We start from the raw sequence: 24,053 nt of genomic DNA, 5'->3' as shown, positions 1-24,053 counted from the left end.
TGATCGCGCACGCCGGGAGCGGATCTCGGCCAGAGCGGGCAAGATGGAGGCATGAGCGCAGAACGCACCAAGCCCGAATTCGACGCGCCCGAGGGCCCCGCTCCCTCCGAGCTCGCCATCCGCGACATCATCGTCGGCGACGGCGCAGAGGCGAAGGCGGGCGACACCGTCACCGTCCACTACGCCGGTGTCGAGTACGAGACCGGCGACGAGTTCGACTCGTCGTGGAACCGCGGCGAGAGCATCCAGTTCCCGCTGCGCGGTCTCATCCAGGGGTGGCAGGACGGCATCCCCGGCATGAAGGTCGGCGGACGCCGCGAGCTCGTGATCCCTCCGCACCTCGCCTACGGTCCCGCGGGCTCGGGGCACTTCCTGAGCGGCAAGACCCTCATCTTCATCATCGACCTCATCGACGTCGCCTGACGCGATTCGATCCGGGAGCGCCCTGCGGAGGAATCCGCAGGGCGCTCCGCGCGTTCAGGCGACGCTCACGCGATGTTCAGCGCCTCGGGTGGAATATATTCAGGTGAATGCGTATTGTTCCTCTGTGACGCCGCTCGGAGCGGCCCGACCATCTGAGGAGCATCCATGACCATCGACATCCCCGGCTACCGTCCCGGCACCTACAACCTCGACCCCGCGCACAGCGAGGTCGGCTTCGAGGTGCGCCACATGATGATCTCGAAGGTGCGCGGCGCCTTCACGGTCAAGTCGGCCACGATCGTCCTCCCCGAGAACGTGCTCGAGGCCTCCGTCACCGCGAGCGCCGACGCCGCGTCGCTCGACACGAACGACGAGGGCCGCGATCAGCACCTCCGCTCGGCGGACTTCTTCGACGTCGAGAACCACCCGGCGCTCACGTTCGCGAGCACGGGCGTGCGTCACGAGAACGGCGAGTTCTACGTCGACGGCGACCTCACGATCAAGGGCGTCACCCGCCCGGTCACCTTCGAGCTCGAGCTCGGCGGGTTCGGCACGGACCCGTGGGGCAACTACAAGGCCGGCGCGACGGCCAAGGCCACGATCAACCGCGAGGACTTCGGCCTCACCTGGAACGCCGCGCTCGAGACCGGCGGCGTCCTCGTCGGCAAGGACGTCAAGATCACCCTCGACCTCCAGGGCGCGCTCGCGGCCTGACGTCGTATGCAGCAGGAGGGCCGGCCCCGCGGGGTCGGCCCTCCTGCTGTGTCAGAGCTCGGGAGCTTCGGCGTCGTAGGCCCGGAATCGAGGGTGCGCGCGGACGATCGCGGTCGTGATCGCGACGACGAGCAGCCCGCCGAGCAGCGGCGGGAGCCACGCGCTCCCTGCCTCGCCGAGCCACCCCGAGGCGGCGGTCGCGAGACCGCCCGCGTAGAGTGCGCCGATGCGCGGGCCGCCCGTCACCACGACGATGAACACGCCCTGCAGGCGACCGCGGATGGCATCGGGCACAGCCGACTGCAGCATCGTCTGCCGGTAGATCGAGCTGACGTTGTCGGCAGCGCCGGTGCACGCGAGACAGAGCATCGCGATCGCGATGAGCGGCACGTTCGGGCTGCTCGGCCCGACGTCGCCGGGGCCGAGCCATCCGGCCGCGGCCGCCGCGAGCACGAGGCCGAACACCGCGGTCACGACGCCGAACACCTGGATCGCGCGCGTGATCCCCAGGCCGTGGAAGCGGTACGCCGAGATGCGCCCGGAGAAGAGGCTCGACGCGAACGCGCCGACCGCGTTCGCCGCGACGAGCAGGCCCGTCGTGATCTCTCCGCCGCCGAGGACGATCGCGCCGATCGCGGGGAACAGCGCGAGGGGGTTCCCGAAGGTCATCGCGACGATGTCGAGGAGGAACTGGATCCGGATGTTCGGGGCGCGACGCAGGAAACGCCATCCGTCTGCGAGGGAGGCGAGCCCCGGGCGCGCCGTCGCGCCCTCGGGGCGCAGACGGGGGAGCGTCCACAGACCGAGGAACAGTGACAGCATGAGGACGACGTCGAGCGTGTAGGTCAGGGGGTAGCCGAAGAGCGCGACGAGGACGCCGCCGAGCGCCGGCCCCACCATGACCATGATCCCCACGGTGATGCCGTTGAGCGCTGCGGCGGCAGGGATCAGCTCAGCGCCGACGAGGCGCGGCGTGATCGCCATCTTCGTCGCCGACACGATCGAGTTCGCGGCCGAGTTCACGATCGAGAGCGCGTAGAGCCATCCCGCGTCGATGTGCCCGGTCCACGCGAGCACCGCGAGAAGGGCCGTCGTGAGCCACGTGGCCGTGGCCGCCGCGAGGGCGACCGTCCGCCGATCGAACCAGTCGGCGAGCATGCCTCCGTAGAGGCCCGCCACGATCATCGGCGCGAGGCCTGCGACCGCGATCATCGACACGGCGAACGTCGACCCGGTCAGCTCGTACATGTGCAACATGACCGCGGTGATCGTGAGCTGCCCGCCGAGCCCGCCCAGCGTGGATCCGACCCACAGGCGCGCGAACGCGGGGCTCTGTGTCAGGGGACGCAGGTCGAGGAGCACGCGCGAGGACATCGGGGAGAGGCTATCCGCTCTTCCGTGCCCCGCGGATGGGGTAGACTCTGGTGGTTGCCGTTCGATCGGCCGCGGATGAAGAGAGCTCGCGCATCAGGCGACGGGCGCCGCGCAACGAGGAGAGAGGGGATCGAATCTATGGCTCTGGAAGCAGACGTCAAGAAGGCGATCATCGAAGAGTACGCGACGCACCCCGGTGACACCGGATCCCCCGAGGTGCAGGTCGCGCTGCTGACGCAGCGCATCAAGGACCTCACCGAGCACCTCAAGGAGCACAAGCACGACCACCACTCGCGTCGTGGCCTGTTCCTGCTCGTCGGTCAGCGCCGCCGCCTGCTCGGCTACCTCCAGGACATCGACATCGCACGCTACCGTGCGCTGATCGAGCGTCTCGGTCTGCGCCGATAAGGCAGAGCGCGACCAGCGTTCAATCGTCTTCTCGAAGGCCCGTCCCCGGTGGGACGGGCCTTCGCTGTACCCGGGGTCGTGCGCGGCGGATCAGGGCTTCGGCCGGCGTGAGCCGGTCGGGTCGTTCCGTCGGCCGGGGAGCAGGGCAGGGTCCTGGAAGAGCCAGCGGGCGCGCGGCTCGACGAGCGGCCCCGTCAGCCAGCGCACCGGCCGGGTCGAGAGGAGCACCGTGACCGCGACCGAGAGGACGGCGACCGTCGGCAGCCAGATCCAGGTCGGCTCGAGATCGCGCAGCACGCCGGACTCGCGGAACGGGTACAGCACGAACGAGTGGAGCAGGTAGACGTACATCGTGTACTGCCCGAGGCGCGTCCAGGGGGTCTGCCGACGGGGGATGAGCACGAAGAACGCCGCCGAGAGGACGAGCCCGATCGCGAGCGTCGCGAGACGCATGGCGCCCGCCCACCAGACGCTGTGCGAGAGCAGATCGACGTACGCGTCGTCGTAGAAGAACCAGTAGCGCAGCTCCATCTCGCGCCATGTCTCGATTCCGGTCCAGGCGAGCCATCCGTCGATCGCGAACAGGGCGAGCGCGCCCGCGTACGCCCACCAGGGGCGGTGGCGCAGGAGGCCGAGCCGCTCGACGATGTCGTGCTCGCGCAGCCACCATCCGAGCACGAAGAAGGGCAGGAAGCCGAGGGTGCGCGACAGCGAGAAGGTGCTGTCGACGTTCGGCAGGTATCCGACGCCCACCGAGATGAGCACCGACCACAGGAGCGGCCAGCGCAGCAGGGCGAGGTAGGGCAGCACGAGCCGGAAGATGCCGAGCGCGAGCAGGAACCACAGGGTCCACGACGGCTTGGTGAGGTTGGGGTCGACCTGGCCCTCGACGAGCCACTTCGTGAACCACCACAGGGCCTCGAAGACGAGGTACGGCAGGAGCACGTCGGTGATGAGGCGCACCATCTGCCGACGGGACGGCGGGTCGGACTTCGAGAAGTAGCCCGAGATGATCGCGAACGCCGGCATGTGGAAGGCGTAGAACGCGAGGTAGAACGCGTAGGCGACGTCCGAGTCGTAGATGAGGCGCTGGATCGCGTGGCCGAGCACGACGAGCACGATGCACGCGAAGCGCGCGTTGTCCCAGAACGGCACGCGCCGCTTCTGCCGGATCGTCCCCGTCGACGCCGTGACCGGCGGCACTGCCTCGCTCGTCATCGCGCTCTACGCTACCGATGCGCGAGGCCCCCTCGAGGATCCGCGCCGCGGGGAATAGATTCGCTCGGGAGCCGTTGAACCAGGTATATTCACTTGCATGCAATCGGCGGGCGGGAATCCGCGCGCGGAATCGGAGGATCTGGTGAGCGACACGACCTCGTGGAGCGGGATGCAGTTCGGGCTCATGTCCGTGAGCGACATCACGCGCGACCCCACGACCGGATACACGCCGAGCGAGGCCGAGCGCATCCGCGACGTCATCGCGATCGCGAAGCACGCCGAGGAGGCGGGGCTCGACGTGTTCGCACTGGGCGAGCACCACAACCCGCCGTTCTTCTCGTCGTCGCCGACGACCACGCTCGCGTACATCGCGGCGCAGACCGAGCGGCTCATCGTCTCGACCTCGACGACGCTGATCACGACGAACGACCCGGTGCGCATCGCCGAGGACTACGCGATGCTCCAGCACGTGTCGGGCGGTCGCATGGACCTCATGATGGGGCGCGGCAACACGGGCCCCGTCTACCCGTGGTTCGGCAAGGACATCCGCCAGGGGCTCCAGCTCGCGATCGAGAACTACAACCTCCTGCACCGCCTCTGGACCGAGGACGTCGTCGACTGGGAGGGCGCGTTCCGCACGCCGCTGCAGGGCTTCACGTCCACACCGCGTCCGCTCGACGACGTCAAGCCCTTCGTGTGGCACGGCTCGATCCGCACGCCCGAGATCGCCGAGCAGGCGGCCTACTACGGCGACGGGTTCTTCGCGAACAACATCTTCTGGCCCAAGGAGCACTACCAGCGCCTCATCTCGCTGTACCGCCAGCGCTATGCGCACTACGGTCACGGCGCGCCCGAGCAGGCGATCGTGGGGCTCGGCGGCCAGGTGTTCATCGCGAGGAACTCGCAGGACGCCGTCCGGCAGTTCCGGCCGTACTTCGACTCGGCGCCGGTGTACGGCAACGGGCCGTCGATGGAGGACTTCACCGAGATGACGCCGCTCACGGTCGGCTCTCCGCAGCAGGTCATCGACCGCTACGCGGCGATGCGCGACACGTTCGGCGACTACCAGCGCCAGCTGTTCCTGACCGACCACGCCGGGCTCCCGCTCAAGACCGTGCTCGAGCAGATCGACTTCCTCGGCGAGGACGTCGTGCCCGTGCTCCGGAAGGAGCTCGCGCAGAACCGCCCGGCGAACGTGCCCGACGCCCCGACGCACGCCGCGCGGGTGAAGGCCCGATACGGCGACGCCGAGCCGCGCCAGCCGCGCCCCAACCCGAACCGCGGCGACAACGTCACGGGCGGTTCGCCGTATCAGGACACCGACACGGCGTCGAAGCCCGGAGCGGCCTTCGGCGCGGCAGCCCGGAAGGGAGCGTGACCGCCATGAGCACCACCCGCATCGTCGTCCTCTCGGCCGGCATCTCGGAACCGTCCTCCACGCGTCTCCTCGCGGACCGGCTCACGCGTGCTGTGATCGACGATCTCGCCTCGCGCGGCGTGGAGACCGACGTCTCCGTCGTCGAGCTGCGCGACCATGCGCACGACATCATGAACGCGATGCTCACCGGCTTCCCGCCGAAGGGCCTCGCGGAGGTGATGGAGCGGGTCGCGGCGGCCGACGCCCTCATCGCGGTGACGCCGATCTTCTCGACCTCGTACTCGGGCCTCTTCAAGTCGTTCATCGACGTGCTCGACCGCGAGGCGATCGAGGGCACCCCGGTCCTGCTGGGCGCGACGGCCGGCACGCCGCGGCACTCGCTCGCGATCGACTACGCCATCCGACCGCTGTTCACGTATCTGCACGCCGAGCCGGTCTCGACCGGGGTGTTCGCCGCGGCCGACGACTGGGGCCAGGGCGCCGACAGCGTGGCGCCGCTCCAGAAGCGCGTCGACCGCGCCGCGCGCGAGCTCGCCGATGCGGTCGCCGGCGGCACCGCGGTCGAGAGGGTCGATCCCTTCTCGCCCGAGAGCTACCTCGGCGAGGGCGGATCGTTCGAGAGCCTTCTCGGGGGCCTCGGGCGCTGACGAGGGGGCCGGCCGCGCGCCGGCCCCTTTCAGCGCCCGGTCGCGCCGCGGGGCGCGAAGCGGGCGATGAGCGCGTCGGTGATCCAGCCGAGGACGAGCGCGACCGCGATCGACACGAGCACGGCGACGACGGGCCCACCGGGCACGATCGCGCCGACGGCGGCCCCGACGAGGGCCTGGTAGGCCGCCCATGCGGTCGCGGCGCCCGCCGCCACCGGCAGGTAGCGCACGGCGGGAATGCGCGTCGCTCCTGCGGTGAGGTTCACCGCGAGCCGCGCGAACGGGATGAACCGGACCGTGAAGATCGCGGCCGCAACGTGCGAGCGCAGACGCGTCTGGGCCCACGCGAAGACGCGCTGGAAGCGCGGATGCCGCATGACGCGCCAGCGCTGGGGGTGGAACGCGCGCCCGAGCGCGTAGCAGGCGGCGTCGCCCGCGAACGCGGCCGCCGCCGCGACGAGGATCACGCCCCACAGCGGCGGCCCCGACGGCGTGAACGACACCGAGGCGAGAACCGTCACGGCGATCTCGCCCGGGACGACCACGAGGAACGCGTCGGCGAGCACGAGCCCGAACAGCGCCGCGAGCGCCCACGGGTTCGCGGCGAGGGCGGAGACGAACTCGTCGATCATCCCGGCAGTCTGCTCCGTCGGGGTGAACGCCGCGCGAACATCAGGGAAGCGGCGGACTCGACAGCTCGCTGCCATCGCCGGTCTGGGCGCGACGCCCCGCGAGCTCGACGAGCGCGTCGTGCTTCGCGACGAGGCCGTCGCCCGCTGTCCGCCCGCGCATGCGGCGCCAGACCCAGGGGAGCGCGTGACGGCGCAGCCATCCGCTCGCGGGCGGCGCGTCGGCGTGCAGCGCGTCGTCGAGGTCGCCGAGTGCTCCCGCGTCGGGGATCCCGAGCACCTCGGCCGCACGGTACGCGAGGAGCCGGTGGCCTCGCGACCCGAGGTGCACGCGGTCCTCGGCGTACATCGACAGGTCTCCGAGCTCCGGAAGGGCCTCCACGTCGAGCAGGATGGCCCCGGTCTCGGCTGCGATCCGCCGGATCTCGTGCGCGAAGGCCGCGAAGCGGCGCGCGAAGATCATCGCGGCGCGGCGACGGGGGAGGAACGGGGTGACGAGGAGCACGTCGGCTCCCGTCGCGCGGATGTCGCGGACCACCCGCTCGAGATCGCGCGCGAGGGCGACGGGGTCGGCCCCATGCCCGACGAGGTCGTTCGCGCCCATGAGGATGGACACGAGGTCGGGGCGCATCGCGATCGCGCGGGGCCCTGCTCGCTCACCAGGTCGCGCACCCGCCGACTGCGCACGGCGAGGTTCGCGTAGCGGAACGGCGTGTCCGCGCCGCTGCGCTGGGCGAGCAGGGAGGCGAGTCGGTCGGCCCATCCCCGGTACTCGCCCTCGCGCATGCGCGATGTGTCGCACAGGCCCTCGGTGAGCGAGTCGCCCAGGGCGACGAAGCTCGACCAGCGCCGCGTCGCAGGCGCCGACGTCGGCGGCAGCGGCCGGGTGGCACCGCGGGCGAGGAGCGCGTCGTCGAAGCGCCGCAGCCGCGCGGCCTCGGCGTAGTGGCTCACGAGCTGCTCCGTGAGCGCGCTCCAGGTGCGCGCGCGGACGCTCTCGAGCGCCGCCTGGCCGAAGGACCGTCGCTTGGCGTCGTCGCCGAGGAGGTCCGCGACGCGGGCCCGCAGGTCGTCCAGGTCGCCGGGCCGGTAGAGCCAACCGTCGACGCTGCTGCGGACGAGGTCGAGCGGCCCGCCGCGCCCCGTTGCGACGACGGGCACGCCGCTCGCGAGGGCCTCCTGCACCGTCTGGCAGAAGGTCTCGCTCTCGCCGGGGTGCACGAAGACGTCGAAGCTCGCGAGCGCCTCCGCGAGCTCGTCTCCGCCGAGGAAGCCCGTGAACACCGCCTCCGGCAGCCGCGCTTCGAGCCGTGCGCGCTCGGGGCCGTCGCCCACGATCACGAGCCGCGCTCCGGGCAGGTCCGAGAGCACGTGCAGGTCCTCGACCTGCTTCTCCGCCGCGAGACGGCCCACGTAGCCGATGATGCGCTCGCCGGGGGCGATCCGTGCCCGCCAGGACTCGGAGCGTCGGGCCGGGGAGAACCGGTCGGCGTCGACGCCGCGGCCCCATCGCCAGATCCGGTCCACGCCGAGCTGCTCGAGCTGCGCCTGAGCGGCCGACGACGGCGCGAGCGTGAGCGTCGAGCGCCGGTGCAGCCGGGCGACGTGATTGGCGGCGGCGGCGGCCGCGCCGGCGACCCCGTAGCGCTCGGTGTAGGAGACGACGTCGGTCTGGTAGATCGCGACGACCGGGATCCGCAGGGCGTCCGCGGCGACGAGCGCCTGCCATCCGAGCACGAACGGGGACGCGAGGTGCACGACGTCGGGCCGGAACTCCTCGAGGAGGCGGCGGATCCGCCAGGTCGGCGCGAGGGCGACCCGCACGTCGGGGTACGAGGGGAGGGGCATCGACGCGACGAGCGCGGTGCGCGAGCCCAGCGAGTCGGCCTTCTGCCCCGCCGCGCGCGGAGCGATGACGAGGGTCTCGTGGCCCTGCTCCTCGAGATGGCGCACGACCTGCAGAACGGAGTTCGTGACCCCGTTCATGTGGGGGAGGAAGGATTCCGCGAAGAGTGCGACTCTCACGTGTCCAGGGTCCCGGGCGCGGGACGCGCGCGGGGCCGACTTCTCCCGACCTTCGCCGGCTGTTCACCTGAGTCGGGCGGCCGTTCAGCGCGGCGTCACCGATGCCTCCGACTCCGGTGCGTCGACGAGGATCAGGGCGAGGTAGGCCCGGAGGCCGGCCGTCACGTCGACGTCGGGGTCGAGCAGCCACTGCGTCTGCAGCCCGTCCCAGATCGCGATGAGCCCGGTCGCCGCGATCGACGGCTCGATCCCCGGGCGGAGTCGGCCCTCCTCGGCGAGCCCACGCAGCTCGTCGGCGTACTGGTCTCGCAGCGACGCGAACCGGCGGGCGAAGTGCTCGCGCGCGGGGTGGCCCTCGGTGACGGACTCGCCGCACAGCACGGTGTAGAGCTCGGGGAGCCCGTGGTGCCGCGCGTTGAGATCCGCCTGCGCGAGGACGTCGTCGGGGAAGGACAGCCCTGCCGGCGGCTTGTCCACCGCGTCCCGCTGGTCGAGGACCGCGAGGAGGAGGTCGCGCTTCCGGGGGAAGTAGTGGAGCAGGCTCGTCTGCGACACGCCGATGCGGTCGGCGATGTCCTGGAGCGACCCGGCGAGATAGCCCTTGGCGGCGAAGACCTCGAGCGCGGCGTCGACGATCGCGCGGCGTCGCTCGGCCGATCGCGCATACGGGCCGCGCTTGCGCGGAACATCCTCGTCCATGTCGGAATGCTAGACCGGCGCCACGAATTTCGAGTACGTACTCGAATCCTGTGGTAGCTTCGTCGCCACGCGGGCGCACGGCTCGCACGGACCACGCCGACGTGGCCGCTTTCACAGAGACGTGGAGGTCAGATGGGCGCGATCACGCGCAGACAGCTGCTGGGCGCAGGGCTCGGCGCGGTGGCGGCGGGCATGCTCGCCGGCTGCTCGACACCGGGGACGACCTCGGTCAACGTCGAGCCGACCATCCCGCCGGCGACGGGCAAGAGGATCACCCTCACCTACTGGGCCTGGCTGAAGGACCTGCAGAAGGTCGCCGACGTCTGGAACGCGCAGAACCCGGATGTCCAGGTCGAGGCCGTCTGGATCCCCGGCGGCAACGCGGGCGGATACCAGAAGATCTACTCCGCCCTCGCGGCGGGTGGCGGGCCGGACATCGCCCAGGTCGAGATGCGCTCGATCCCCGAGTTCATGCTCGTGAACGGCCTCGTCGACCTGTCGCGCTACGGGGCCGCCGACCACGCGGCGAAGTTCGACCCGACCCTGTGGGGTCAGGTGAGCTTCGACGGCGGCGTGTACGCCATCCCGCAGGACTCCGGCCCCATGGCCTGGTACTACCAGCACCCGATCCTCGAGCAGATCGGATCGCCGCCGCCCACGACCTGGTCCGAGTGGCGCGAGCTGGCGGTCGAGGCGCGCGCTGCGGGCGCGTACCTCGACACCTTCCCGATCGGCGACGCATCCGTGTTCGCGATGTACGCCACGCAGGCGGGCGCGTCGTGGCTGCGGGTGGGTGAGGACGGCTGGGAGATCGACATGACTGACGACGCGACCCTCGAGGTCGCGGACTTCTGGGACCGCGTCGTCGATGACGAGCTCGTCACGACCGCCTACGGCAACTTCACGCCCGCGTGGTTCGCGGCCGCCGCCGACGGCGGGATCGCCGCGGTCACCGGCGCGAGCTGGGCCGACGCGCTCATCCAGGGCGTCGCCGGAGGCGAGGGCAGATGGCGCGTGGCGCCCATGCCGGTCTGGCCGGACATGGGGTACGGGTCGAGCTACCAGGGCGGATCGACGGCTGCCGTGCTCGCGAACAGCCGCCACCCCAAGGAGGCGATGGACTTCGCCGTCTGGATGACGACGTCGCCCGAGGGCATCGACGCGATGATCGAGCACAGCGGGATCGGATGGTCGCCGGCAGCCGACTACATCGGATCGCAGCGGCAGCGGCCATCCGACTTCTTCAGCGGCCAGAACTACAACGAGGAGGTGTTCGTGCCCGCCTCGAAGGCGCAGAACCCGGACTGGGTCTGGTGGCCGATCACGCAGCAGTCCTTCAACATCCTCTCCGACGGCTTCCGGCGGAAGGCGTCCGGTCAGAGCCTCGTCGAATCGGTCCGACAGGCGGAGGAGCAGATCACGCGGGTCTTCCGGAACAAGGGCCTGCGCATCCGGAAGGCGACATCATGAGCGAGACGCGCACGATCGTCACGGGCGACGCCCGGGTGCGCCGGCGCCCCGGCGTGCGTCAGGCCGCCGTCAGCCGGGCGCCGTGGATCCTCCTCGCGCCGTTCCTGGCGCTCTTCGTCCTCACCTTCATCCTCCCGATCCTCGTCGCGATCGGGTCGAGCTTCACGCGCGTCCAGCGCGGCGGGCTGTTCGGCGAGGAGGGCGTGACGAGCTCGTTCGCGTGGTTCGAGAACTACGCGCTCGCGCTCGCCGACGGCAACTTCATCGCCTCCATCGGGCGGATGCTCCTGTTCGGTGTGGTCCAGGTGCCCGTCATGATCGTCGCGGCCACCCTCCTCGCGCTCCTGCTCGAGTCGGCCTCGGCGATGTGGCCGCGCTTCTTCCGCGCGGTGTACTTCATGCCCTACGGCATCCCGGGCGTCATCGCGACCATCCTCTGGTCGTTCCTCTACGTGCCCGGGCTGAGCCCGGTCGTGGACGTGGCGTCCTGGATGGGCATCGAGATCGACTTCCTCGGCGCGGGATCCGTGCTGTGGTCGATCGCGAACATCGTGACCTGGACGTACGTCGGCTACAACATGCTCATCATCGTCGCCCAGCTCAAGGCCATCCCGGGGGAGCTGTACGAGGCGGCGCGCATCGACGGCGCCTCCGCGTTCCGCATCGCGACGAGCATCCAGCTGCCCCTCATCGCGCCGGCCCTCGTCCTGACGACCGTGTTCAGCATCATCGGGACGCTGCAGCTGTTCGCCGAGGCGGAGGTCCTGAAGACCGTCGCGCCGGCCATCGACACCCAGTACACGCCGAACCTGTCGGCGTACACGACGGCCTTCGCCTACAACGACTACAACGTCGCCGCGGCGCAGGCCGTGCTCATCGCCCTCGCGGCGTTCGTGCTGTCCTTCCTCTTCCTCCGCGTCACGAACAGGAGCGGCCGATGACCCTCACCCAGCCGCGCACGGATCCCGTGCGCACGCAGACCCTCGTCGCGGTCAACCCGACGGGTTCGTCGACCGCCCATCGCCGGTCGCGGGCGTCGAAGATCATCGTGACGGGCATCCTCGTCGTCGCCGCCCTGTACTTCCTCATCCCCGTCTACTGGGTGGTCGTCGCGGCCACGAAGTCCACGGAGGACCTCTTCTCCACCTTCGGCTTCTGGTTCGGGTCGGACGTCCACCTCCTCGAGAACCTCGGCCAGGTCCTCGCGTACGACGGCGGCATCTTCGTGCGGTGGTTCCTCAACTCGATCCTCTACGCGGGAGTCGGCGCCGTCCTGGCGACCTACTTCGCCGCGGCGGGCGGCTACGCGCTCGCGAAGTACCGCTTCCGCGGGCGCGACCTCGTCTTCGGCACCATCCTCGGGGGCGTTCTCGTGCCGGCCACCGCCACGGCGCTGCCGCTCTTCCTCCTGTTCAGCCAGCTGGGGCTCGCGAACACCTACTGGAGCGTGCTGATCCCGTCGCTCGTGTCGCCGTTCGGGCTGTTCCTCTGCCGCATCTACGCCGATGCGACGGTCGACGACTCGCTCATGGAGGCCGCCCGGCTCGACGGCGCGGGGGAGCTGCGGATCTTCCACACGGTCGGGCTGCGGATCCTGACGCCCGCGCTCGTCACGGTCTTCCTCTTCCAGCTCGTGGGCATCTGGAACAACTACTTCCTGCCCCTCGTGATGCTCGCCGACCAGAGCCTGTACCCGATCACCCTCGGCCTCAACAACTGGCGCGCGCAGGTGGATCGCCTGCCCGAGTTCTACGAGCTCACGACCGGGGGAGTGCTGCTCTCGGTCATCCCGCTCGCGATCGCGATGATCGTGCTGCAGCGCTTCTGGCGCGGCGGCCTCACCGAGGGCGCGGTGAAGTAGGAGTCGCAGGGGTGCGTCCACGGCCCGCGCTGGTAGGGTGGCCGTGGACGCGCCCGTGCGCGTCCGCACAACTGAACACGACATGGAGCAGGCTGGCAGGAAGCTGGTCCCCTGAAGTGGTCTCCCGGGTGCCGCGCATCCGGTGGATTTCTCCTGGTGGCCAGCGCAGGCGAGCGTGAAGCTTCGGTTCTGGCCGTGCGGCCTATATCTGCCTGTTCCTGCTCCTTCGCATGACTCGTCCGTCACATGGACCGGCGAGGTTAAACAAAGAAGGAGAGACCTCTTGGAAGGTCCTGAAATCACCGCCGCCGAGGCCGTTCTCGACAACGGCCGCTTCGGCACCCGCACCATCCGGTTCGAGACCGGCCGTCTCGCGCAGCAGGCGCAGGGCGCCGTCGCCGCGTACCTCGACGAGGAGACGATGCTCCTCTCGGCCACGAGCGCGTCGAAGAGCCCTCGCGAGGGCTTCGACTTCTTCCCGCTGACGGTCGACGTCGAGGAGCGCTCGTACGCCGCGGGCAAGATCCCCGGCTCGTTCTTCCGCCGCGAGGGCCGCCCCTCGACCGAGGCCATCCTCGTGTGCCGCCTCATCGACCGTCCGCTGCGCCCGTCGTTCGTCGACGGCCTGCGCAACGAGATCCAGATCGTCGTCACGGTGCTCTCCATCGCGCCGGGCGAGTTCTACGACGCGCTCGCGATCAACGCGGCGTCGGCGTCGACCCAGATCTCCGGCCTGCCGTTCTCGGGCCCGATCGCCGGCGTGCGCCTCGCGCTCATCCCCGGCCAGGCGGGCAACGACGACCAGTGGGTCGCGTTCCCGAACGCCGAGCTCCTCGAGTCCGCCGTGTTCGACCTCGTCGTCGCCGGTCGCGTCGTCACGGGAGCCGACGGCTCCGAGGATGTCGCGATCATGATGGTCGAGGCCGAGGCGACCGAGGCGAGCTGGAACCTCATCAAGGCCGGCGCCACGAAGCCCAGCGAGGAGATCGTCGCGCAGGGTCTCGAGGCCGCCAAGCCCTTCATCAAGCAGCTCGTCGCGGCGCAGGCCGAGATGGCCGCGAAGTCGTCGAAGGAGCCGCTCGAGTTCCCCGTGTTCCCGGCATACAGCCAGGAGACGTACGACTTCGTCGCCGCCGAGGCGCACGCGGACCTCGAGAAGGTCTACGTCATCGCCGACAAGCAGCAGCGCCAGGCCGCGGATGACGAGGTCAAGGCCCGCGTCAAGGCCGCCCTCATCGAGAAGGTGGAGGCGGGCGAGCTGCCCGCGGCCGCTCCGCTCGAGTTCGGCGCCGCCTACAAGTCCGTCACGAAGAAGATCGTGCGCGGCCGCATCCTCACCGAGGGCGTCCGCATGGACGGCCGCGGCCTCGCCGACATCCGCCCGCTCGACGCCGAGGTGCAGGTCATCCCGCGCGTCCACGGCTCGGCCATCTTCCAGCGCGGCGAGACGCAGATCCTGGGTGTCACGACGCTCAACATGCTCAAGATGGAGCAGCAGATCGACTCGCTGTCGCCCACGACGAGCAAGCGCTACATGCACCACTACAACTTCCCGCCCTACTCGACCGGCGAGACCGGCCGGGTGGGCAGCCCGAAGCGGCGTGAGATCGGCCACGGCTTCCTGGCCGAGCGCGCGCTCGCTCCCGTGCTGCCCAGCCGCGAGGAGTTCCCGTACGCCATCCGCCAGGTGTCCGAGGCGCTCGGGTCGAACGGCTCGACCTCGATGGGCTCCGTGTGCGCCTCGACCCTGTCGCTGCTCAACGCGGGTGTGCCGCTGCGCGCCCCCGTCGCCGGCATCGCGATGGGCCTCGTCTCCGACGAGGTCGACGGCCAGACGCGGTACGCCGCGCTGACCGACATCCTCGGCGCGGAGGACGCCCTCGGCGACATGGACTTCAAGGTGGCCGGCACGAGCGAGTTCGTCACGGCGATTCAGCTCGACACGAAGCTCGACGGCATCCCCTCCGAGGTGCTCGCCGGCGCGCTCACGCAGGCGAAGGACGCGCGTCTGCGCATCCTCGAGGTCCTGAACGCGGCGATCGACGCTCCGGACGAGATGGCGCCGACGGCGCCGCGCGTCATCAGCGTGCAGATCCCGGTCGACAAGATCGGCGAGCTCATCGGCCCCAAGGGCAAGACGATCAACTCGATCCAGGACGACACCGGCGCCCAGATCTCGATCGAGGACGACGGCACCGTCTACATCGGCGCGACCGACGGCCCCTCGGCCGAGGCGGCGCGGGCCGCGGTCAACGCGATCGCGAACCCGACGAACCCCGAGATCGGCGACCAGTTCCTCGGCACGGCCGTGAACATCGCCAAGTTCGGCGTGTTCGTCTCGCTCCTGCCGGGCAAGGACGGCCTGCTGCACGTCACCGAGCTGCGCAAGCTCAACGGCGGCAAGCGCGTCGAGAACATCGAGGACGTCGTGAGCGTGGGTCAGAAGATCCTCGTCCGCATCTCGAAGATCGACGACCGCGGCAAGCTCTCGCTCGAGATCGTCGACGAGGCCGGCGAGGGCGCGTCCGACGCGTCGGAGGCCCCGGCCGAAGCTCCCGCCGAGGCCTGATCGGCTCACGGAACGGCCCGGTCGCACACGGTGCGGCCGGGCCGTTCCGCGTCCGTGATGAAACAGTTACGACCCGCGGCGCGGCGCGCGCCGCGGGTTCCGGTTCAATGGAGGCACGGGAGGACCGCGGTTCGTCGCACCCTCCGTGAGGGAGCGACATGGATGCAGCGTCACCGCCGGAGCGGCGCGACGGCGCGGCCATCCGCACATCCGACGCGTCCGCGGACGTGCCGACCCAGCCCATCCGGCTCCCCGGTCATCCGTCGGCGCCCGTCCCCGAGCTCGGCCCGGGCATCGGCGCGGGCCTGCGCTCGCCGATCGGGACGTCGGGCGTCGAGGTGTTCCCGCTCATGCTCGGCGGGGCCGAGTTCGGGTGGAACCTCGACCGCGCCGCGGGATTCGCCGTGCTCGACCGCTACGCCGAGCTCGGCGGCAACGCGCTGCACACCTCCGACCGCTTCGGCGCGGGGCGCAGCGAGTTCATCCTCGGCCAGTGGGTCGCCTCGCGCGGCGTGCGCGACGACATCGTCCTCGCGGTGCGCGTCGGCGGCCATCCCGACAACCCGGGCCTCGGCTCGGTCAACCTCGTCCGCGCCGTGGAGTCGTCGCTCGAGCGCCTCGGAACCGATCGCATCGACATCCTCTACCTCGATGCGGCGAGCTACCCGCTGACGTCCCTCGAAGACGCGCTCGCGACGGCCGAGTGGCTCGTCGAGGCGGGAAAGGCGCGCGCGGTCGGGGCCTACGGGTTCACCGCGGACCAGCTCGTCGAGGCGCGGATCCTGTCGTCGGCCGGGTACCCGCGGATCGAGGCGCTCGACGTGCCGTACAACCTCATGCGCCGCGGGGAGTACGAGGGCGACCTGCGGCTCGTGTCCGACGCCCAGGGCCTCGCCGTGACGCCGTCGCACGCCCTCGAGCACGGGTTCCTCTCCGGACTGCATCGCTCGCGTCAGACGATCGGCCAGGGCACGAGGTCGGAGCAGCTGTCGAAGCTCCTCAACCGCCGAGGAGCGCGGGCGCTCAAGGCGCTCGACGCCGTCGCCGCGGAGCTGCAGCTCCCGCACGCGGCGGTCGCCGTCGCGTGGCTCCTCGCGCAGCGGAGCGTGGTCGCCCCGATCGTCAACGCCTTCACGCCGGGGCACGTCGACGAGCTCGTGCAGGGGGTGGGCGTGCAGCTCGGACGCGGGCATCGCGCCGACCTCGCGAAGGCCGCGGACTGACCATTATTCCGCCGATGGCGTAACCGCACGGCGCGTCCGCCGAGGCGTGACCTAGGCTGGAGGACGCCCGCCCTGCGGGCTCCAGGTGCGGACGATGAGGGGGTTCGGATGACGCACTACATCTACCTCGTCCGCCACGGAGAGCACCAGCACGCCGAGCACGGGCTCGAGGACGGGCCGCTCTCCGCGCGCGGAGAGCGCCAGGCGGCGCTGCTCGCCGACCGGCTCTCGGGCGTGCCGTTCGACAACGTGTGGCACTCGCCCCTCGCACGCGCCGCGGAGACCGCGCGCATCGTGGCCGAGCGGATGCCCGCGATCGATCCGCAGCCGCACGCGCTCCTGTTCGACTGCGTCCCGACGGGCATGACCGACGAGACGCCGAGCGTGTTCGAGCCCTTCTTCGGCGGGATCACCGAGGAGGAGGTCGAGGCAGGCAGGGCCCAGATGGCCGACGCGATGAACGAGTTCCTCGTGCGCAAGAACGGCGACGTCCACGAGTTGCTCATCACGCACAACTTCGTGATCGCGTGGTTCGTGCGCGAGGTGCTCGGCGCCCCCGACTGGCGCTGGATGACGCTGAACCAGGCGAACTGCGGGCTCACGATCATCTCGCAGAAGCAGGGCCGCCCGTGGACGCTCATCGCCCACAACGACCTCGCGCACCTGCCGTTCGAGCTGCGCACCGGGCTGCCGGAGACCCCGCCGGTCTGAGCCGCGCCGGACGGGCGTCGTGCCGGGCCGCCGTGCCGGGCCATCCCGGGATGTGCCAAGCCGAGTTGTGCCGGGCCGGTTCGGATGCGCCGAGCCGTGCCGGGATTCGGATCGCCGGGGCGGATGTGCGCGTGTCGACCTCAGGGAGCGACACACGCCCCACGGATCCGATTCCTCGCACACGCACGGTCACAGGCGGCCGTGCATTCGGGCCCCGGGGCGCCTGCGGTCACGCCCTCCGGCGGAGGGCGCCGACGATCGCGCGCTCCACGCGCGGCCAGTCGTGGATGACGAGCGCGTAGTCGAACCGGAGGGTTCGGTAGCCGAGCGCGGCGGCATTCGCGTCTCGGACGAGGTCGCGGTGCCGGTGGCTCTCCCCGTCGTGGTTCTCGCGCCCGTCCACTTCGAGGATGATCCGGTCGCCGACGACGAAGTCGACGCGTCCGACCGTGCGGATGCGCACCTGGCAGCGGAGCACGATGCCCATGCGGAGCAGCCGGATCCTGAGGAGCGACTCGAGCCCGCTCTCGGAGTCCGATCGCGCTGCGTCGACGAGTCGCCGCTTCCGCGCATCCAGACGTGCGCGCACCGCGAGACGGTCACGTCGAGACAGCAGCCCCCGGTGCCACGCGGATTCGAACGCGGCGAAGAACGCCTCATCGCCCTGGCAGCGCGCGAGCTGGACGAGAGCGCGGACGATGTCGACGCGCCCGAAGCCCGTCGCGCCTTCATCCCAGTGCGGGATGCACGCGCACCCTGCGTGCTCGCGCTGGCGCCCGTGCGGTCCCATCGCGACGTGAATCGCGTCGGCGTCGAGAACCCATACGCCGAGCTGGGCGAGCGCAGATGCGCAGCAGAGTGCGCCGCCGTGCCGCGCCGCCGTGACGATGTCCGCGCTCACGTCCGGAGTCGCATAGACCCCGGGGCGCACCTTCCAGATCGATCCGGTCACAAGCGCACGCCGGATGTCGCGCGCAGACGCGCCCGCCATCCGCAGCGTCGATGCGCGGGCCACTCCGTGACGGGCATCGATGCGAGCGGCGATCTCCGTCGGATACATCCCGCCAGCCTCGTCGGCCCGCGGGCCCGCCACCGGCACAGCGCGTGTGCTCGTGCCGGTGCGCGCGTGTCGTCCGCCTGTGCACGAGGCGTCGGCGCAAGACGCCCAGGGTGCGGTCCGATTCGGGGCACGGCGCTCGAGGGCGGGGCGGCGTGCGGGGTGTCGGGATTCGGATGGCTGGGGCGGGTGTGCGCGTGTCGGTCTCAGGAGTCGACTTCAGCACCACGGGTCCGATTCGGGGGACGGATGAGCGAGGCGGGGCGGCGTGCGGGGTGTCGGGATTCGGATGGCTGGGGCGGGTGTGCGCGTGTCGGTCTCAGGAGACGACTTCAGCACCACGGGTCCGATTCGGGGGATGGGTGTCGCGCCGGGCCGGGGTGTGCCGTCGCACCGGGACCGCTGGCGTGCCGGGCCGCCGGGCGCCGTGCCGCGAGGGCGCACTGGAGCACGCCGCACTCCGGCGGACGTCCTGGCCGTCCCGCCTAGGATGGTGGCATGACGACACGCGTGGCACTGGTCGGCGGCAGCGGCAAGCTCGGCAGCATCATCCGCGAGGTCGTCGACGGAATGGACGGGTTCGAGGTCGTCGCGGTGCTCGGATCGAGCAGCGACCTCGCCGAGCTCGACGGCGCGGATCTCGTCATCGACGCCTCGACTCCGGCCGTGAGCATCGACGTCGTGCGCGCGGCGATCGAGCGCGGCGCCCAGGTTCTCGTCGGCACGAGCGGATGGTCCGCGGAGCGCGTCGCGCTCGTGCGCCCGCTCGTCGAGGCGGCCGGGACCGGCGCCGTCTTCATCCCGAACTTCTCGCTCGGATCCGTGCTCGGCACGGCGCTCGCCGCGGCAGCCGCGCGGTTCTTCCCGTCGGTCGAGATCGTCGAGACTCATCGCGACACGAAGATCGACTCCCCGTCGGGCACGGCCGTCCGCACGGCCGAGCTCATCGCGGCGGCCCGTGAGACGCCCGTCGACGCGCCGTTCGTCGACCAGCGCGCCCGCGGGCAGCAGGTCGCGAGCGTGCCCGTGCACTCGCTGCGCCGCCCCGGGGTGGTCGCCCGACAGGAGACGATCCTCTCCGGGCCCGGCGAGTCGCTCTCCCTCGTGCACGACACGATCGATCCGGCCGCCGCGTACGCGCCGGGCATCCGCATCGCCGTCGAGGCCGCGACCGGCGTGCGCGGCGTCGTCGTGGGCCTGGAGAACTTCATCGACATCGGCATCGGCACGCCGCGCCCCGCTGCGGCCGAGCCCGTCGACGACGGTGCGACGGTCGCGGGCCAGGCCGCGCGGGCCACGGGCGCATGAGACTGCGCGTCGGCGTCGCCGTCATGACGGCGCTCCTGCTGCTCTACATCCTCGTCGTGGGGCAGAAGGCCGTGTCGGCTCTGTCGATCGGCATCTCGACCGGCGAGCCGATCCTCGCTGTCATGGGCGGCGCGATGATCGTGCTCCCGCTCATCGCGCTGTGGGGGCTCGGCCGCGAGCTCCTGTTCGGATGGCGCGCCGAGCGCCTCGCACGCCGTCTCGAGAGCGAGGGCGGGCTGCCGACCGAGGAGGTCAGCATGTCGCCGAGCGGGCGCCCGGCGCGGGCGGATGGCGAGGCGCTCTTCCCGACGTACCGCGCCGAGGTCGAGGCCGACGAGACCGACTGGCGCGCGTGGTACCGGCTGAGCCTCGCGTACGCCGCTGCGGGCGATACGAAGCGCGCGCGATCCGCGGTGCGCGAGGCCATCCGCCGCGAACGGGCCGCGCAGAGCCCCGTCTAGCACGCGGCGCGGACGCCCGCTGCAGCCGTTCAGCGCTCGGGGACGACCGCGGCGATCGCGTCCTCGAGCGCCGGGTGGGCGAACGAGAAGCCGGTGGACTGCAGCGCTCGCGGCACGATGTCGGCGTCGACGAGGAGCATGTCGTCGGCGAAGTCGCGCCCGAGCGCGGCGCGGAGAGCCCATGCGGGCGCCGGCAGGGCGAAAGGGCGTCGCAGCCGACGTGCGAGCGCCCGCCCGAAGTCGTTCGCGGTCGTCGCGACCGGGGCAGCCAGGTTGACCGGCCCGGTCAGCCGGTGCTCGAGGACGTGGCGGATGGCCGCGATCGCGTCCTCGAAGGAGATCCAGGCCCACACCTGGCGCCCCGAGCCGAGCGGGCCGGCCAGACCCGCTCGCGTCAGGGGGATGAGCGGACGCAGGACGCCGTCGGGATGCACGACCGGCGCGGTGCGGAGGAGCGCGACGCGGGGCCCGGCGTCGTGCGCGGCCTGCTCCCACGCGCCGCAGAGGTCGGCGAGGAATCCGCTGCCATGAGGTGCGTCCTCGGTGACGGGGCCGTCGGGTGAGGACCCGTACCAGCCCGCGGCGCTCGCCGAGACGAGGAGGGGCGGATCGTCGAGCTGGGAGATCGCGCGGGCGAGGACGCGCGTGGGCGTGAGCCGCGAGGAGTGCAGGCGCCGCCGGTACGCGGGCGTCCAGGGGATGCGCCCCACGCTCGCGCCGCAGAGGTTCACGACGGCGTCCGCGCCTCGGAGGACAGCGGGATCGAGATGGGGAGCGTCGAGCCAGCGCGTCTCGTCCGCGGCGCTCGGGGCGCGGCGGACGAGACGCGTCACCTCCACGCCCGCCGCGCGGAGGTCGTCGACGACGCCCTGGCCGAGGAGGCCCGACGAGCCGGCGACGATGACGCGCGTGAGCGAGGAGGCGGTCATCCTGGGTTACGCGAGCGTCGCCTCGAGCGAGATCTCGATGCCGGCGAGCGCCTGCGAGACGGGGCAGCCCGCCTTGGCCTCCTCGGCGATCTGCTGGAAGCGCTCGGCGTCGATGCCGGGGACGACGGCGTTGACGTTGAGGTGGCTCCCCGTGATGCCGGTGCCGGGCTTGAAGGTGACCGACGCGGTCGTGTCGATCTTCTCCGGCGGGGTGCCGTTCTCGGCGAGCGCGTTCGAGAGCGCCATGCTGAAGCACGACGAGTGCGCTGCCGCGATGAGCTCCTCAGGGGTGGTCGTCGTGTCGGAGCCCTCGCTGCGGGCCTTCCAGTTCACGGGGAACGTCCCGACGCCGGTCGAGAACGAGACGGTGCCGGAGCCCTCGAAGAGGGATCCCTGCCACGAGGTGCTGGCTTCGCTGGTGACGGTCATTGTCGTTCCTCCTGATCGGGGGCGGATGGTCCGCGGCCAGCCTAACGGCGCGGCCCGACACGGGGAACGCCTTGCGTCGGCGCCCCTCATGTCATATTCCGCCACCTCGGGTCCGTCGGCACGGCGACGGATCTACCGTGGTTCCGATGACCCCCGCCGCCGCTCTCGCCGCTCTCGTCGCGATCGTCCTCGTCGCGACGGCCGTCGGCGTGCTCCTGCGGCGACGCGAGGGCCGCGCTCGGGCGGTCCGGGCGGATGCCGTCGCCCCGACGGCGCTCGGGCTCGCCCCCGGCGCCTTCGGGGAGCGCGCGACGCTCGTGCAGTTCAGCACCGAGCTGTGCGCCCGGTGCCCCGCGGTGCGGCGGCTGCTCTCCGACGTGGCGGGGGAGAGGGATGGCGTCGCGCACGTCGACGTCGACGTCACGCACCGCGTCGAGATCGCCCGGCGCTTCCACGTGCTCCAGACGCCCACGACCCTCGTCCTCGACGCGCGCGGCGTCCCGCGCGCCCGCATCGCCGGAGCTCCGACCCGCGACACGGTGATGGCCGAGCTCGACGCCATCGAAGGGAAGACCCATGCCTGACGCCCCCGCAGGGATCGATCCGCGCGGCCCCCGCTTCGCCGCCGCCATCACGAGCGCGCTGCTGCTCGCCGCGACGTTCCTCGCCTTCACGGGGGTCTCGACGCGGACGGCGGCGTCGTTCGGCTGGTTCGCCCACCAGCCCGCGAGCGGTGCGGTCTTCACGCCGGGGATCGGCGCCGCCTCCGTCTTCGAGCGCGCGGCGGATCCCGGCTTCCTCGCGGTGCTCGTCGTCGCGCTGCTCTTCCTCTGGAGCGTCGTCTCGCCGCGCACCGCGCCGTGGGGCGTGCTCTTCCGCCGCGTGGTCCGCCCTCGACTCGGGCCTCCTGCGGAGCTCGAGGACCCGCGCCCGCCGCGCTTCGCGCAGGGCGTCGGCCTGTTCGTCACGGGGCTCGGCCTCGTCCTGCATCTCGCGGCCGTGCCCTGGGCGCTGCCGATCGCGGCGGCCGCGGCGTTCGTCGCCGCCTTCCTCAACGCGGCATTCGGCTTCTGCCTCGGCTGCCGGATCTACCTCCTCCTGCAGCGCGCGGGCATCGTCGGACGCGAGCGCGCCGCCTGAGCCGGCGCGCGCCATCCCGACTAGCCTTGACGTCATGAGCGGCGCCATCCCCACCCCGTACGAGGATCTCCTTCGCGACGTGCTCGCGAACGGCACGCACAAGGACGACCGCACGGGCACCGGGACGACGAGCGTGTTCGGGCGGCAGATCCGATACGACCTCAGCGCGGGCTTCCCGCTCATCACGACGAAGCGCGTGCACTTCAAGTCGGTCGCCTACGAGCTGCTGTGGTTCCTGCGCGGCGACTCGAACGTGCGGTGGCTCCAGGAGCACGGCGTGTCGATCTGGGACGAGTGGGCTGACGAGGACGGCGAGCTCGGCCCCGTCTACGGCGTGCAGTGGCGCTCGTGGCCGACGCCGAGCGGCGAGAGCATCGACCAGATCGCGAAGGTCGTCGCGCAGCTGAAGGCGAACCCCGACAGCCGTCGGCACATCGTGACGGCGTGGAACCCGGCCGAGGTCGACGACATGGCGCTGCCGCCGTGCCACGCCCTCTTCCAGTTCTACGTCGCGGACGGCCGCCTCAGCTGCCAGCTCTACCAGCGCAGCGCCGACCTCTTCCTCGGCGTGCCCTTCAACATCGCGTCGTACGCGCTCCTCACGCTCATGGTCGCCCAGCAGACCGGTCTCGAGCCGGGCGACTTCGTGTGGACCGGCGGCGACTGCCACATCTACGACAACCATCGGGAGCAGGTCGTCGAGCAGCTCTCGCGCGAGCCCTACCCGTACCCCGCGCTGCGATTCGCCCGGAAGCCGGAGTCGCTGTTCGACTACGCGTACGACGACTTCGTCGTGGAGGAGTACCGCCACCATCCCGCGATCCGCGCGGCCGTGGCGGTCTGAGCCGTGACCATCCGCTCGATCTGGGCGCAGTCGCGCACCCGCGCGATCGGGTCCGACGGGGGCATGCTGTGGCAGCTGCCCGAGGACATGGCCTTCTTCAAGCGCGCCACGACGGGAACGCCGGTCGTGATGGGGCGGAAGACGTGGCTGTCGTTCCCCGAGCGCTTCCGCCCGCTTCCCGACCGGCCCAACATCGTCGTCACGCGCGACGAGGGCTTCGCGGCGGAGGGCGCGCAGGTCGTGCACTCGCTCGAGGACGCCCTCGAGGCCGCGGGGCGGATCGACGACGAGGTCTGGGTGATCGGCGGCGCGCAGATCTACGCGCAGGCCATGGACGTCGTCGACGAGCTGTGGGTCACCGAGGTCGACGTCGACGCGGATGGCGACGCCTACGCGCCCGAGATCGGCGAGGAGTGGCGGGTCGTCCGGTCGGAGCCCGAGGGCCCCGCGGAGTGGCTCACGAGCCGGACGGGCACCCGCTACCGCTTCATCGTGTACCGGCGCCGCTGAGCCCCCGCTGCGGGGGCCCAGCGGCT

At 71.4% G+C, this 24,053-nt stretch carries 25 protein-coding genes and 1 pseudogene; 17 read left to right on the top strand and 9 right to left on the bottom strand.

Annotated elements, in window-relative coordinates:
* The first annotated feature begins 51 nt into the window (after nucleotides 1–51).
* Nucleotides 52–423, top strand: a complete 372-nt coding sequence (locus GC092_RS11240; protein ID WP_271174214.1) for an FKBP-type peptidyl-prolyl cis-trans isomerase — start codon at nucleotides 52–54, stop codon at nucleotides 421–423.
* Nucleotides 424–588: 165 nt separating this feature from the next.
* Nucleotides 589–1,137, top strand: coding sequence for a YceI family protein (locus GC092_RS11235; RefSeq protein WP_271174215.1), 549 nt, complete (start codon nucleotides 589–591; stop codon nucleotides 1,135–1,137).
* Between the two features lie 51 nt (nucleotides 1,138–1,188).
* Here the strand turns inward: GC092_RS11235 and GC092_RS11230 are convergent, their stop codons facing one another.
* Nucleotides 1,189–2,511, bottom strand: a complete 1,323-nt coding sequence (locus GC092_RS11230; protein WP_324011974.1) for an MFS transporter — start codon at nucleotides 2,509–2,511, stop codon at nucleotides 1,189–1,191.
* Between the two features lie 138 nt (nucleotides 2,512–2,649).
* Here GC092_RS11230 and rpsO point away from each other — a divergent pair, with 138 nt between their 5' ends.
* The gene (gene rpsO / locus GC092_RS11225; protein WP_271174217.1) at nucleotides 2,650–2,919 is read left to right on the top strand and encodes a 30S ribosomal protein S15; all 270 of its coding nucleotides are present in this window, start codon (nucleotides 2,650–2,652) and stop codon (nucleotides 2,917–2,919) included.
* Nucleotides 2,920–3,009: 90 nt separating this feature from the next.
* Here rpsO and GC092_RS11220 read toward each other — a convergent pair whose 3' ends face one another.
* Nucleotides 3,010–4,137 (bottom strand): acyltransferase family protein, encoded by a 1,128-nt coding sequence (locus GC092_RS11220; RefSeq protein WP_324011973.1) that lies wholly within the window; start codon nucleotides 4,135–4,137, stop codon nucleotides 3,010–3,012.
* Between the two features lie 169 nt (nucleotides 4,138–4,306).
* Between GC092_RS11220 and GC092_RS11215 the strand changes: the two genes are divergently transcribed.
* Together GC092_RS11215 and GC092_RS11210 are read left to right on the top strand one after the other, a co-directional pair.
* Nucleotides 4,307–5,515 (top strand): LLM class flavin-dependent oxidoreductase, encoded by a 1,209-nt coding sequence (locus GC092_RS11215; protein WP_271174287.1) that lies wholly within the window; start codon nucleotides 4,307–4,309, stop codon nucleotides 5,513–5,515.
* 5 nt (nucleotides 5,516–5,520) lie between these two features.
* The gene (locus tag GC092_RS11210) at nucleotides 5,521–6,162 is read left to right on the top strand and encodes an FMN reductase (protein WP_324011971.1); all 642 of its coding nucleotides are present in this window, start codon (nucleotides 5,521–5,523) and stop codon (nucleotides 6,160–6,162) included.
* Between the two features lie 29 nt (nucleotides 6,163–6,191).
* Here GC092_RS11210 and GC092_RS11205 read toward each other — a convergent pair whose 3' ends face one another.
* The 4 genes and pseudogenes from GC092_RS11205 to GC092_RS11190 all read right to left on the bottom strand — a co-directional run bounded on the left by GC092_RS11205 (nucleotide 6,192) and on the right by GC092_RS11190 (nucleotide 9,515).
* Nucleotides 6,192–6,794, bottom strand: coding sequence for a DedA family protein (locus GC092_RS11205; protein WP_271174220.1), 603 nt, complete (start codon nucleotides 6,792–6,794; stop codon nucleotides 6,192–6,194).
* Nucleotides 6,795–6,834: 40 nt separating this feature from the next.
* The gene (locus GC092_RS11200; RefSeq protein WP_324011969.1) at nucleotides 6,835–7,554 is read right to left on the bottom strand and encodes a GDSL-type esterase/lipase family protein; all 720 of its coding nucleotides are present in this window, start codon (nucleotides 7,552–7,554) and stop codon (nucleotides 6,835–6,837) included.
* A 251-nt stretch (nucleotides 7,555–7,805) separates the two neighbouring features.
* Nucleotides 7,806–8,777, bottom strand: a pseudogene (locus GC092_RS11195) (glycosyltransferase family 4 protein); the annotation flags it as partial.
* Nucleotides 8,778–8,900: 123 nt separating this feature from the next.
* Nucleotides 8,901–9,515 (bottom strand): TetR/AcrR family transcriptional regulator, encoded by a 615-nt coding sequence (locus tag GC092_RS11190; RefSeq protein ID WP_282979992.1) that lies wholly within the window; start codon nucleotides 9,513–9,515, stop codon nucleotides 8,901–8,903.
* Nucleotides 9,516–9,647: 132 nt separating this feature from the next.
* Here GC092_RS11190 and GC092_RS11185 point away from each other — a divergent pair, with 132 nt between their 5' ends.
* From GC092_RS11185 to GC092_RS11160, 6 genes are all read left to right on the top strand, one after another.
* Nucleotides 9,648–10,985 (top strand): ABC transporter substrate-binding protein, encoded by a 1,338-nt coding sequence (locus tag GC092_RS11185; protein ID WP_271174223.1) that lies wholly within the window; start codon nucleotides 9,648–9,650, stop codon nucleotides 10,983–10,985.
* A complete protein-coding gene (locus tag GC092_RS11180) occupies nucleotides 10,982–11,926 on the top strand; it encodes a carbohydrate ABC transporter permease (protein ID WP_324011968.1) in 945 nt (314 codons plus the stop codon). The genes GC092_RS11185 and GC092_RS11180 overlap by 4 nt, the downstream gene beginning before the upstream one ends.
* Nucleotides 11,923–12,846 carry a carbohydrate ABC transporter permease gene (locus GC092_RS11175; protein ID WP_324011966.1) on the top strand — a complete coding sequence of 308 codons (924 nt, stop codon included), beginning with the start codon at nucleotides 11,923–11,925 and terminating at the stop codon, nucleotides 12,844–12,846. The genes GC092_RS11180 and GC092_RS11175 overlap by 4 nt, the downstream gene beginning before the upstream one ends.
* 283 nt (nucleotides 12,847–13,129) lie before the next feature.
* On the top strand, nucleotides 13,130–15,415 hold the full coding sequence (locus tag GC092_RS11170; RefSeq protein WP_271174226.1) for a polyribonucleotide nucleotidyltransferase: 2,286 nt from the start codon (nucleotides 13,130–13,132) through the stop codon (nucleotides 15,413–15,415).
* A 158-nt stretch (nucleotides 15,416–15,573) separates the two neighbouring features.
* Nucleotides 15,574–16,638, top strand: coding sequence for an aldo/keto reductase (locus tag GC092_RS11165; RefSeq protein ID WP_324011965.1), 1,065 nt, complete (start codon nucleotides 15,574–15,576; stop codon nucleotides 16,636–16,638).
* A 108-nt stretch (nucleotides 16,639–16,746) separates the two neighbouring features.
* On the top strand, nucleotides 16,747–17,349 hold the full coding sequence (locus tag GC092_RS11160) for a histidine phosphatase family protein (protein WP_282979995.1): 603 nt from the start codon (nucleotides 16,747–16,749) through the stop codon (nucleotides 17,347–17,349).
* Between the two features lie 229 nt (nucleotides 17,350–17,578).
* Here GC092_RS11160 and GC092_RS11155 read toward each other — a convergent pair whose 3' ends face one another.
* On the bottom strand, nucleotides 17,579–18,409 hold the full coding sequence (locus tag GC092_RS11155) for an endonuclease domain-containing protein (RefSeq protein WP_324011963.1): 831 nt from the start codon (nucleotides 18,407–18,409) through the stop codon (nucleotides 17,579–17,581).
* A 495-nt stretch (nucleotides 18,410–18,904) separates the two neighbouring features.
* On the opposite strand from GC092_RS11155, the gene dapB reads away from it, so the two are divergent.
* The gene (dapB, locus tag GC092_RS11150; RefSeq protein ID WP_271174230.1) at nucleotides 18,905–19,714 is read left to right on the top strand and encodes a 4-hydroxy-tetrahydrodipicolinate reductase; all 810 of its coding nucleotides are present in this window, start codon (nucleotides 18,905–18,907) and stop codon (nucleotides 19,712–19,714) included.
* A complete protein-coding gene (locus tag GC092_RS11145; protein ID WP_324011962.1) occupies nucleotides 19,711–20,175 on the top strand; it encodes a hypothetical protein in 465 nt (154 codons plus the stop codon). The genes dapB and GC092_RS11145 overlap by 4 nt, the downstream gene beginning before the upstream one ends.
* A 29-nt stretch (nucleotides 20,176–20,204) precedes the next feature.
* On the opposite strand, the gene GC092_RS11140 is transcribed toward GC092_RS11145, so the two are convergent.
* Nucleotides 20,205–21,104 (bottom strand): TIGR01777 family oxidoreductase, encoded by a 900-nt coding sequence (locus tag GC092_RS11140; RefSeq protein WP_324011960.1) that lies wholly within the window; start codon nucleotides 21,102–21,104, stop codon nucleotides 20,205–20,207.
* 6 nt (nucleotides 21,105–21,110) lie between these two features.
* Nucleotides 21,111–21,533 (bottom strand): OsmC family protein, encoded by a 423-nt coding sequence (locus tag GC092_RS11135; protein ID WP_271174233.1) that lies wholly within the window; start codon nucleotides 21,531–21,533, stop codon nucleotides 21,111–21,113.
* Between the two features lie 146 nt (nucleotides 21,534–21,679).
* Here GC092_RS11135 and GC092_RS11130 point away from each other — a divergent pair, with 146 nt between their 5' ends.
* The 4 genes from GC092_RS11130 to GC092_RS11115 are packed head-to-tail and all read left to right on the top strand — an operon-like array spanning nucleotide 21,680 to nucleotide 24,027.
* On the top strand, nucleotides 21,680–22,117 hold the full coding sequence (locus GC092_RS11130; RefSeq protein ID WP_324011959.1) for a TlpA family protein disulfide reductase: 438 nt from the start codon (nucleotides 21,680–21,682) through the stop codon (nucleotides 22,115–22,117).
* Nucleotides 22,110–22,673 carry a DUF4395 domain-containing protein gene (locus GC092_RS11125; RefSeq protein ID WP_324011957.1) on the top strand — a complete coding sequence of 188 codons (564 nt, stop codon included), beginning with the start codon at nucleotides 22,110–22,112 and terminating at the stop codon, nucleotides 22,671–22,673. The genes GC092_RS11130 and GC092_RS11125 overlap by 8 nt, the downstream gene beginning before the upstream one ends.
* Nucleotides 22,674–22,707: 34 nt before the next feature.
* The gene (locus GC092_RS11120) at nucleotides 22,708–23,517 is read left to right on the top strand and encodes a thymidylate synthase (protein ID WP_324011956.1); all 810 of its coding nucleotides are present in this window, start codon (nucleotides 22,708–22,710) and stop codon (nucleotides 23,515–23,517) included.
* A 3-nt stretch (nucleotides 23,518–23,520) separates the two neighbouring features.
* Nucleotides 23,521–24,027, top strand: a complete 507-nt coding sequence (locus GC092_RS11115; protein WP_324011955.1) for a dihydrofolate reductase — start codon at nucleotides 23,521–23,523, stop codon at nucleotides 24,025–24,027.
* Nucleotides 24,028–24,053: the final 26 nt, after the last annotated feature.

It is taken from the genome of Microbacterium sp. JZ37 (genome assembly GCF_035188445.1).
Taxonomy (GTDB): Bacteria; Actinomycetota; Actinomycetes; order Actinomycetales; family Microbacteriaceae; genus Microbacterium; species Microbacterium barkeri.
This window is presented reverse-complemented; position numbering and strand designations above follow the sequence as displayed.

Bases quoted from the DNA above. Each gene is read 5' to 3' on its own strand.
- GC092_RS11215 (WP_271174287.1), top strand. From the start codon at position 4,307: ATGCAGTTCGGGCTCATGTCCGTGAGCGACATCACGCGCGACCCCACG.
- GC092_RS11145 (WP_324011962.1), top strand. From the start codon at position 19,711: ATGAGACTGCGCGTCGGCGTCGCCGTCATGACGGCGCTCCTGCTGCTC.
- GC092_RS11130 (WP_324011959.1), top strand. From the start codon at position 21,680: ATGACCCCCGCCGCCGCTCTCGCCGCTCTCGTCGCGATCGTCCTCGTC.
- GC092_RS11190 (WP_282979992.1), bottom strand. From the start codon at position 9,515: ATGGACGAGGATGTTCCGCGCAAGCGCGGCCCGTATGCGCGATCGGCC.
- GC092_RS11140 (WP_324011960.1), bottom strand. From the start codon at position 21,104: ATGACCGCCTCCTCGCTCACGCGCGTCATCGTCGCCGGCTCGTCGGGC.
- GC092_RS11160 (WP_282979995.1), top strand. From the start codon at position 16,747: ATGACGCACTACATCTACCTCGTCCGCCACGGAGAGCACCAGCACGCC.
- GC092_RS11200 (WP_324011969.1), bottom strand. From the start codon at position 7,554: ATGGGCCGACCGACTCGCCTCCCTGCTCGCCCAGCGCAGCGGCGCGGA.
- GC092_RS11165 (WP_324011965.1), top strand. From the start codon at position 15,574: ATGGATGCAGCGTCACCGCCGGAGCGGCGCGACGGCGCGGCCATCCGC.
- dapB (WP_271174230.1), top strand. From the start codon at position 18,905: ATGACGACACGCGTGGCACTGGTCGGCGGCAGCGGCAAGCTCGGCAGC.
- GC092_RS11230 (WP_324011974.1), bottom strand. From the start codon at position 2,511: ATGTCCTCGCGCGTGCTCCTCGACCTGCGTCCCCTGACACAGAGCCCC.
- GC092_RS11180 (WP_324011968.1), top strand. From the start codon at position 10,982: ATGAGCGAGACGCGCACGATCGTCACGGGCGACGCCCGGGTGCGCCGG.
- GC092_RS11155 (WP_324011963.1), bottom strand. From the start codon at position 18,409: ATGTATCCGACGGAGATCGCCGCTCGCATCGATGCCCGTCACGGAGTG.
- GC092_RS11175 (WP_324011966.1), top strand. From the start codon at position 11,923: ATGACCCTCACCCAGCCGCGCACGGATCCCGTGCGCACGCAGACCCTC.
- GC092_RS11185 (WP_271174223.1), top strand. From the start codon at position 9,648: ATGGGCGCGATCACGCGCAGACAGCTGCTGGGCGCAGGGCTCGGCGCG.
- GC092_RS11205 (WP_271174220.1), bottom strand. From the start codon at position 6,794: ATGATCGACGAGTTCGTCTCCGCCCTCGCCGCGAACCCGTGGGCGCTC.
- GC092_RS11135 (WP_271174233.1), bottom strand. From the start codon at position 21,533: ATGACCGTCACCAGCGAAGCCAGCACCTCGTGGCAGGGATCCCTCTTC.
- GC092_RS11240 (WP_271174214.1), top strand. From the start codon at position 52: ATGAGCGCAGAACGCACCAAGCCCGAATTCGACGCGCCCGAGGGCCCC.
- GC092_RS11125 (WP_324011957.1), top strand. From the start codon at position 22,110: ATGCCTGACGCCCCCGCAGGGATCGATCCGCGCGGCCCCCGCTTCGCC.
- GC092_RS11235 (WP_271174215.1), top strand. From the start codon at position 589: ATGACCATCGACATCCCCGGCTACCGTCCCGGCACCTACAACCTCGAC.
- rpsO (WP_271174217.1), top strand. From the start codon at position 2,650: ATGGCTCTGGAAGCAGACGTCAAGAAGGCGATCATCGAAGAGTACGCG.
- GC092_RS11210 (WP_324011971.1), top strand. From the start codon at position 5,521: ATGAGCACCACCCGCATCGTCGTCCTCTCGGCCGGCATCTCGGAACCG.
- GC092_RS11220 (WP_324011973.1), bottom strand. From the start codon at position 4,137: ATGACGAGCGAGGCAGTGCCGCCGGTCACGGCGTCGACGGGGACGATC.
- GC092_RS11120 (WP_324011956.1), top strand. From the start codon at position 22,708: ATGAGCGGCGCCATCCCCACCCCGTACGAGGATCTCCTTCGCGACGTG.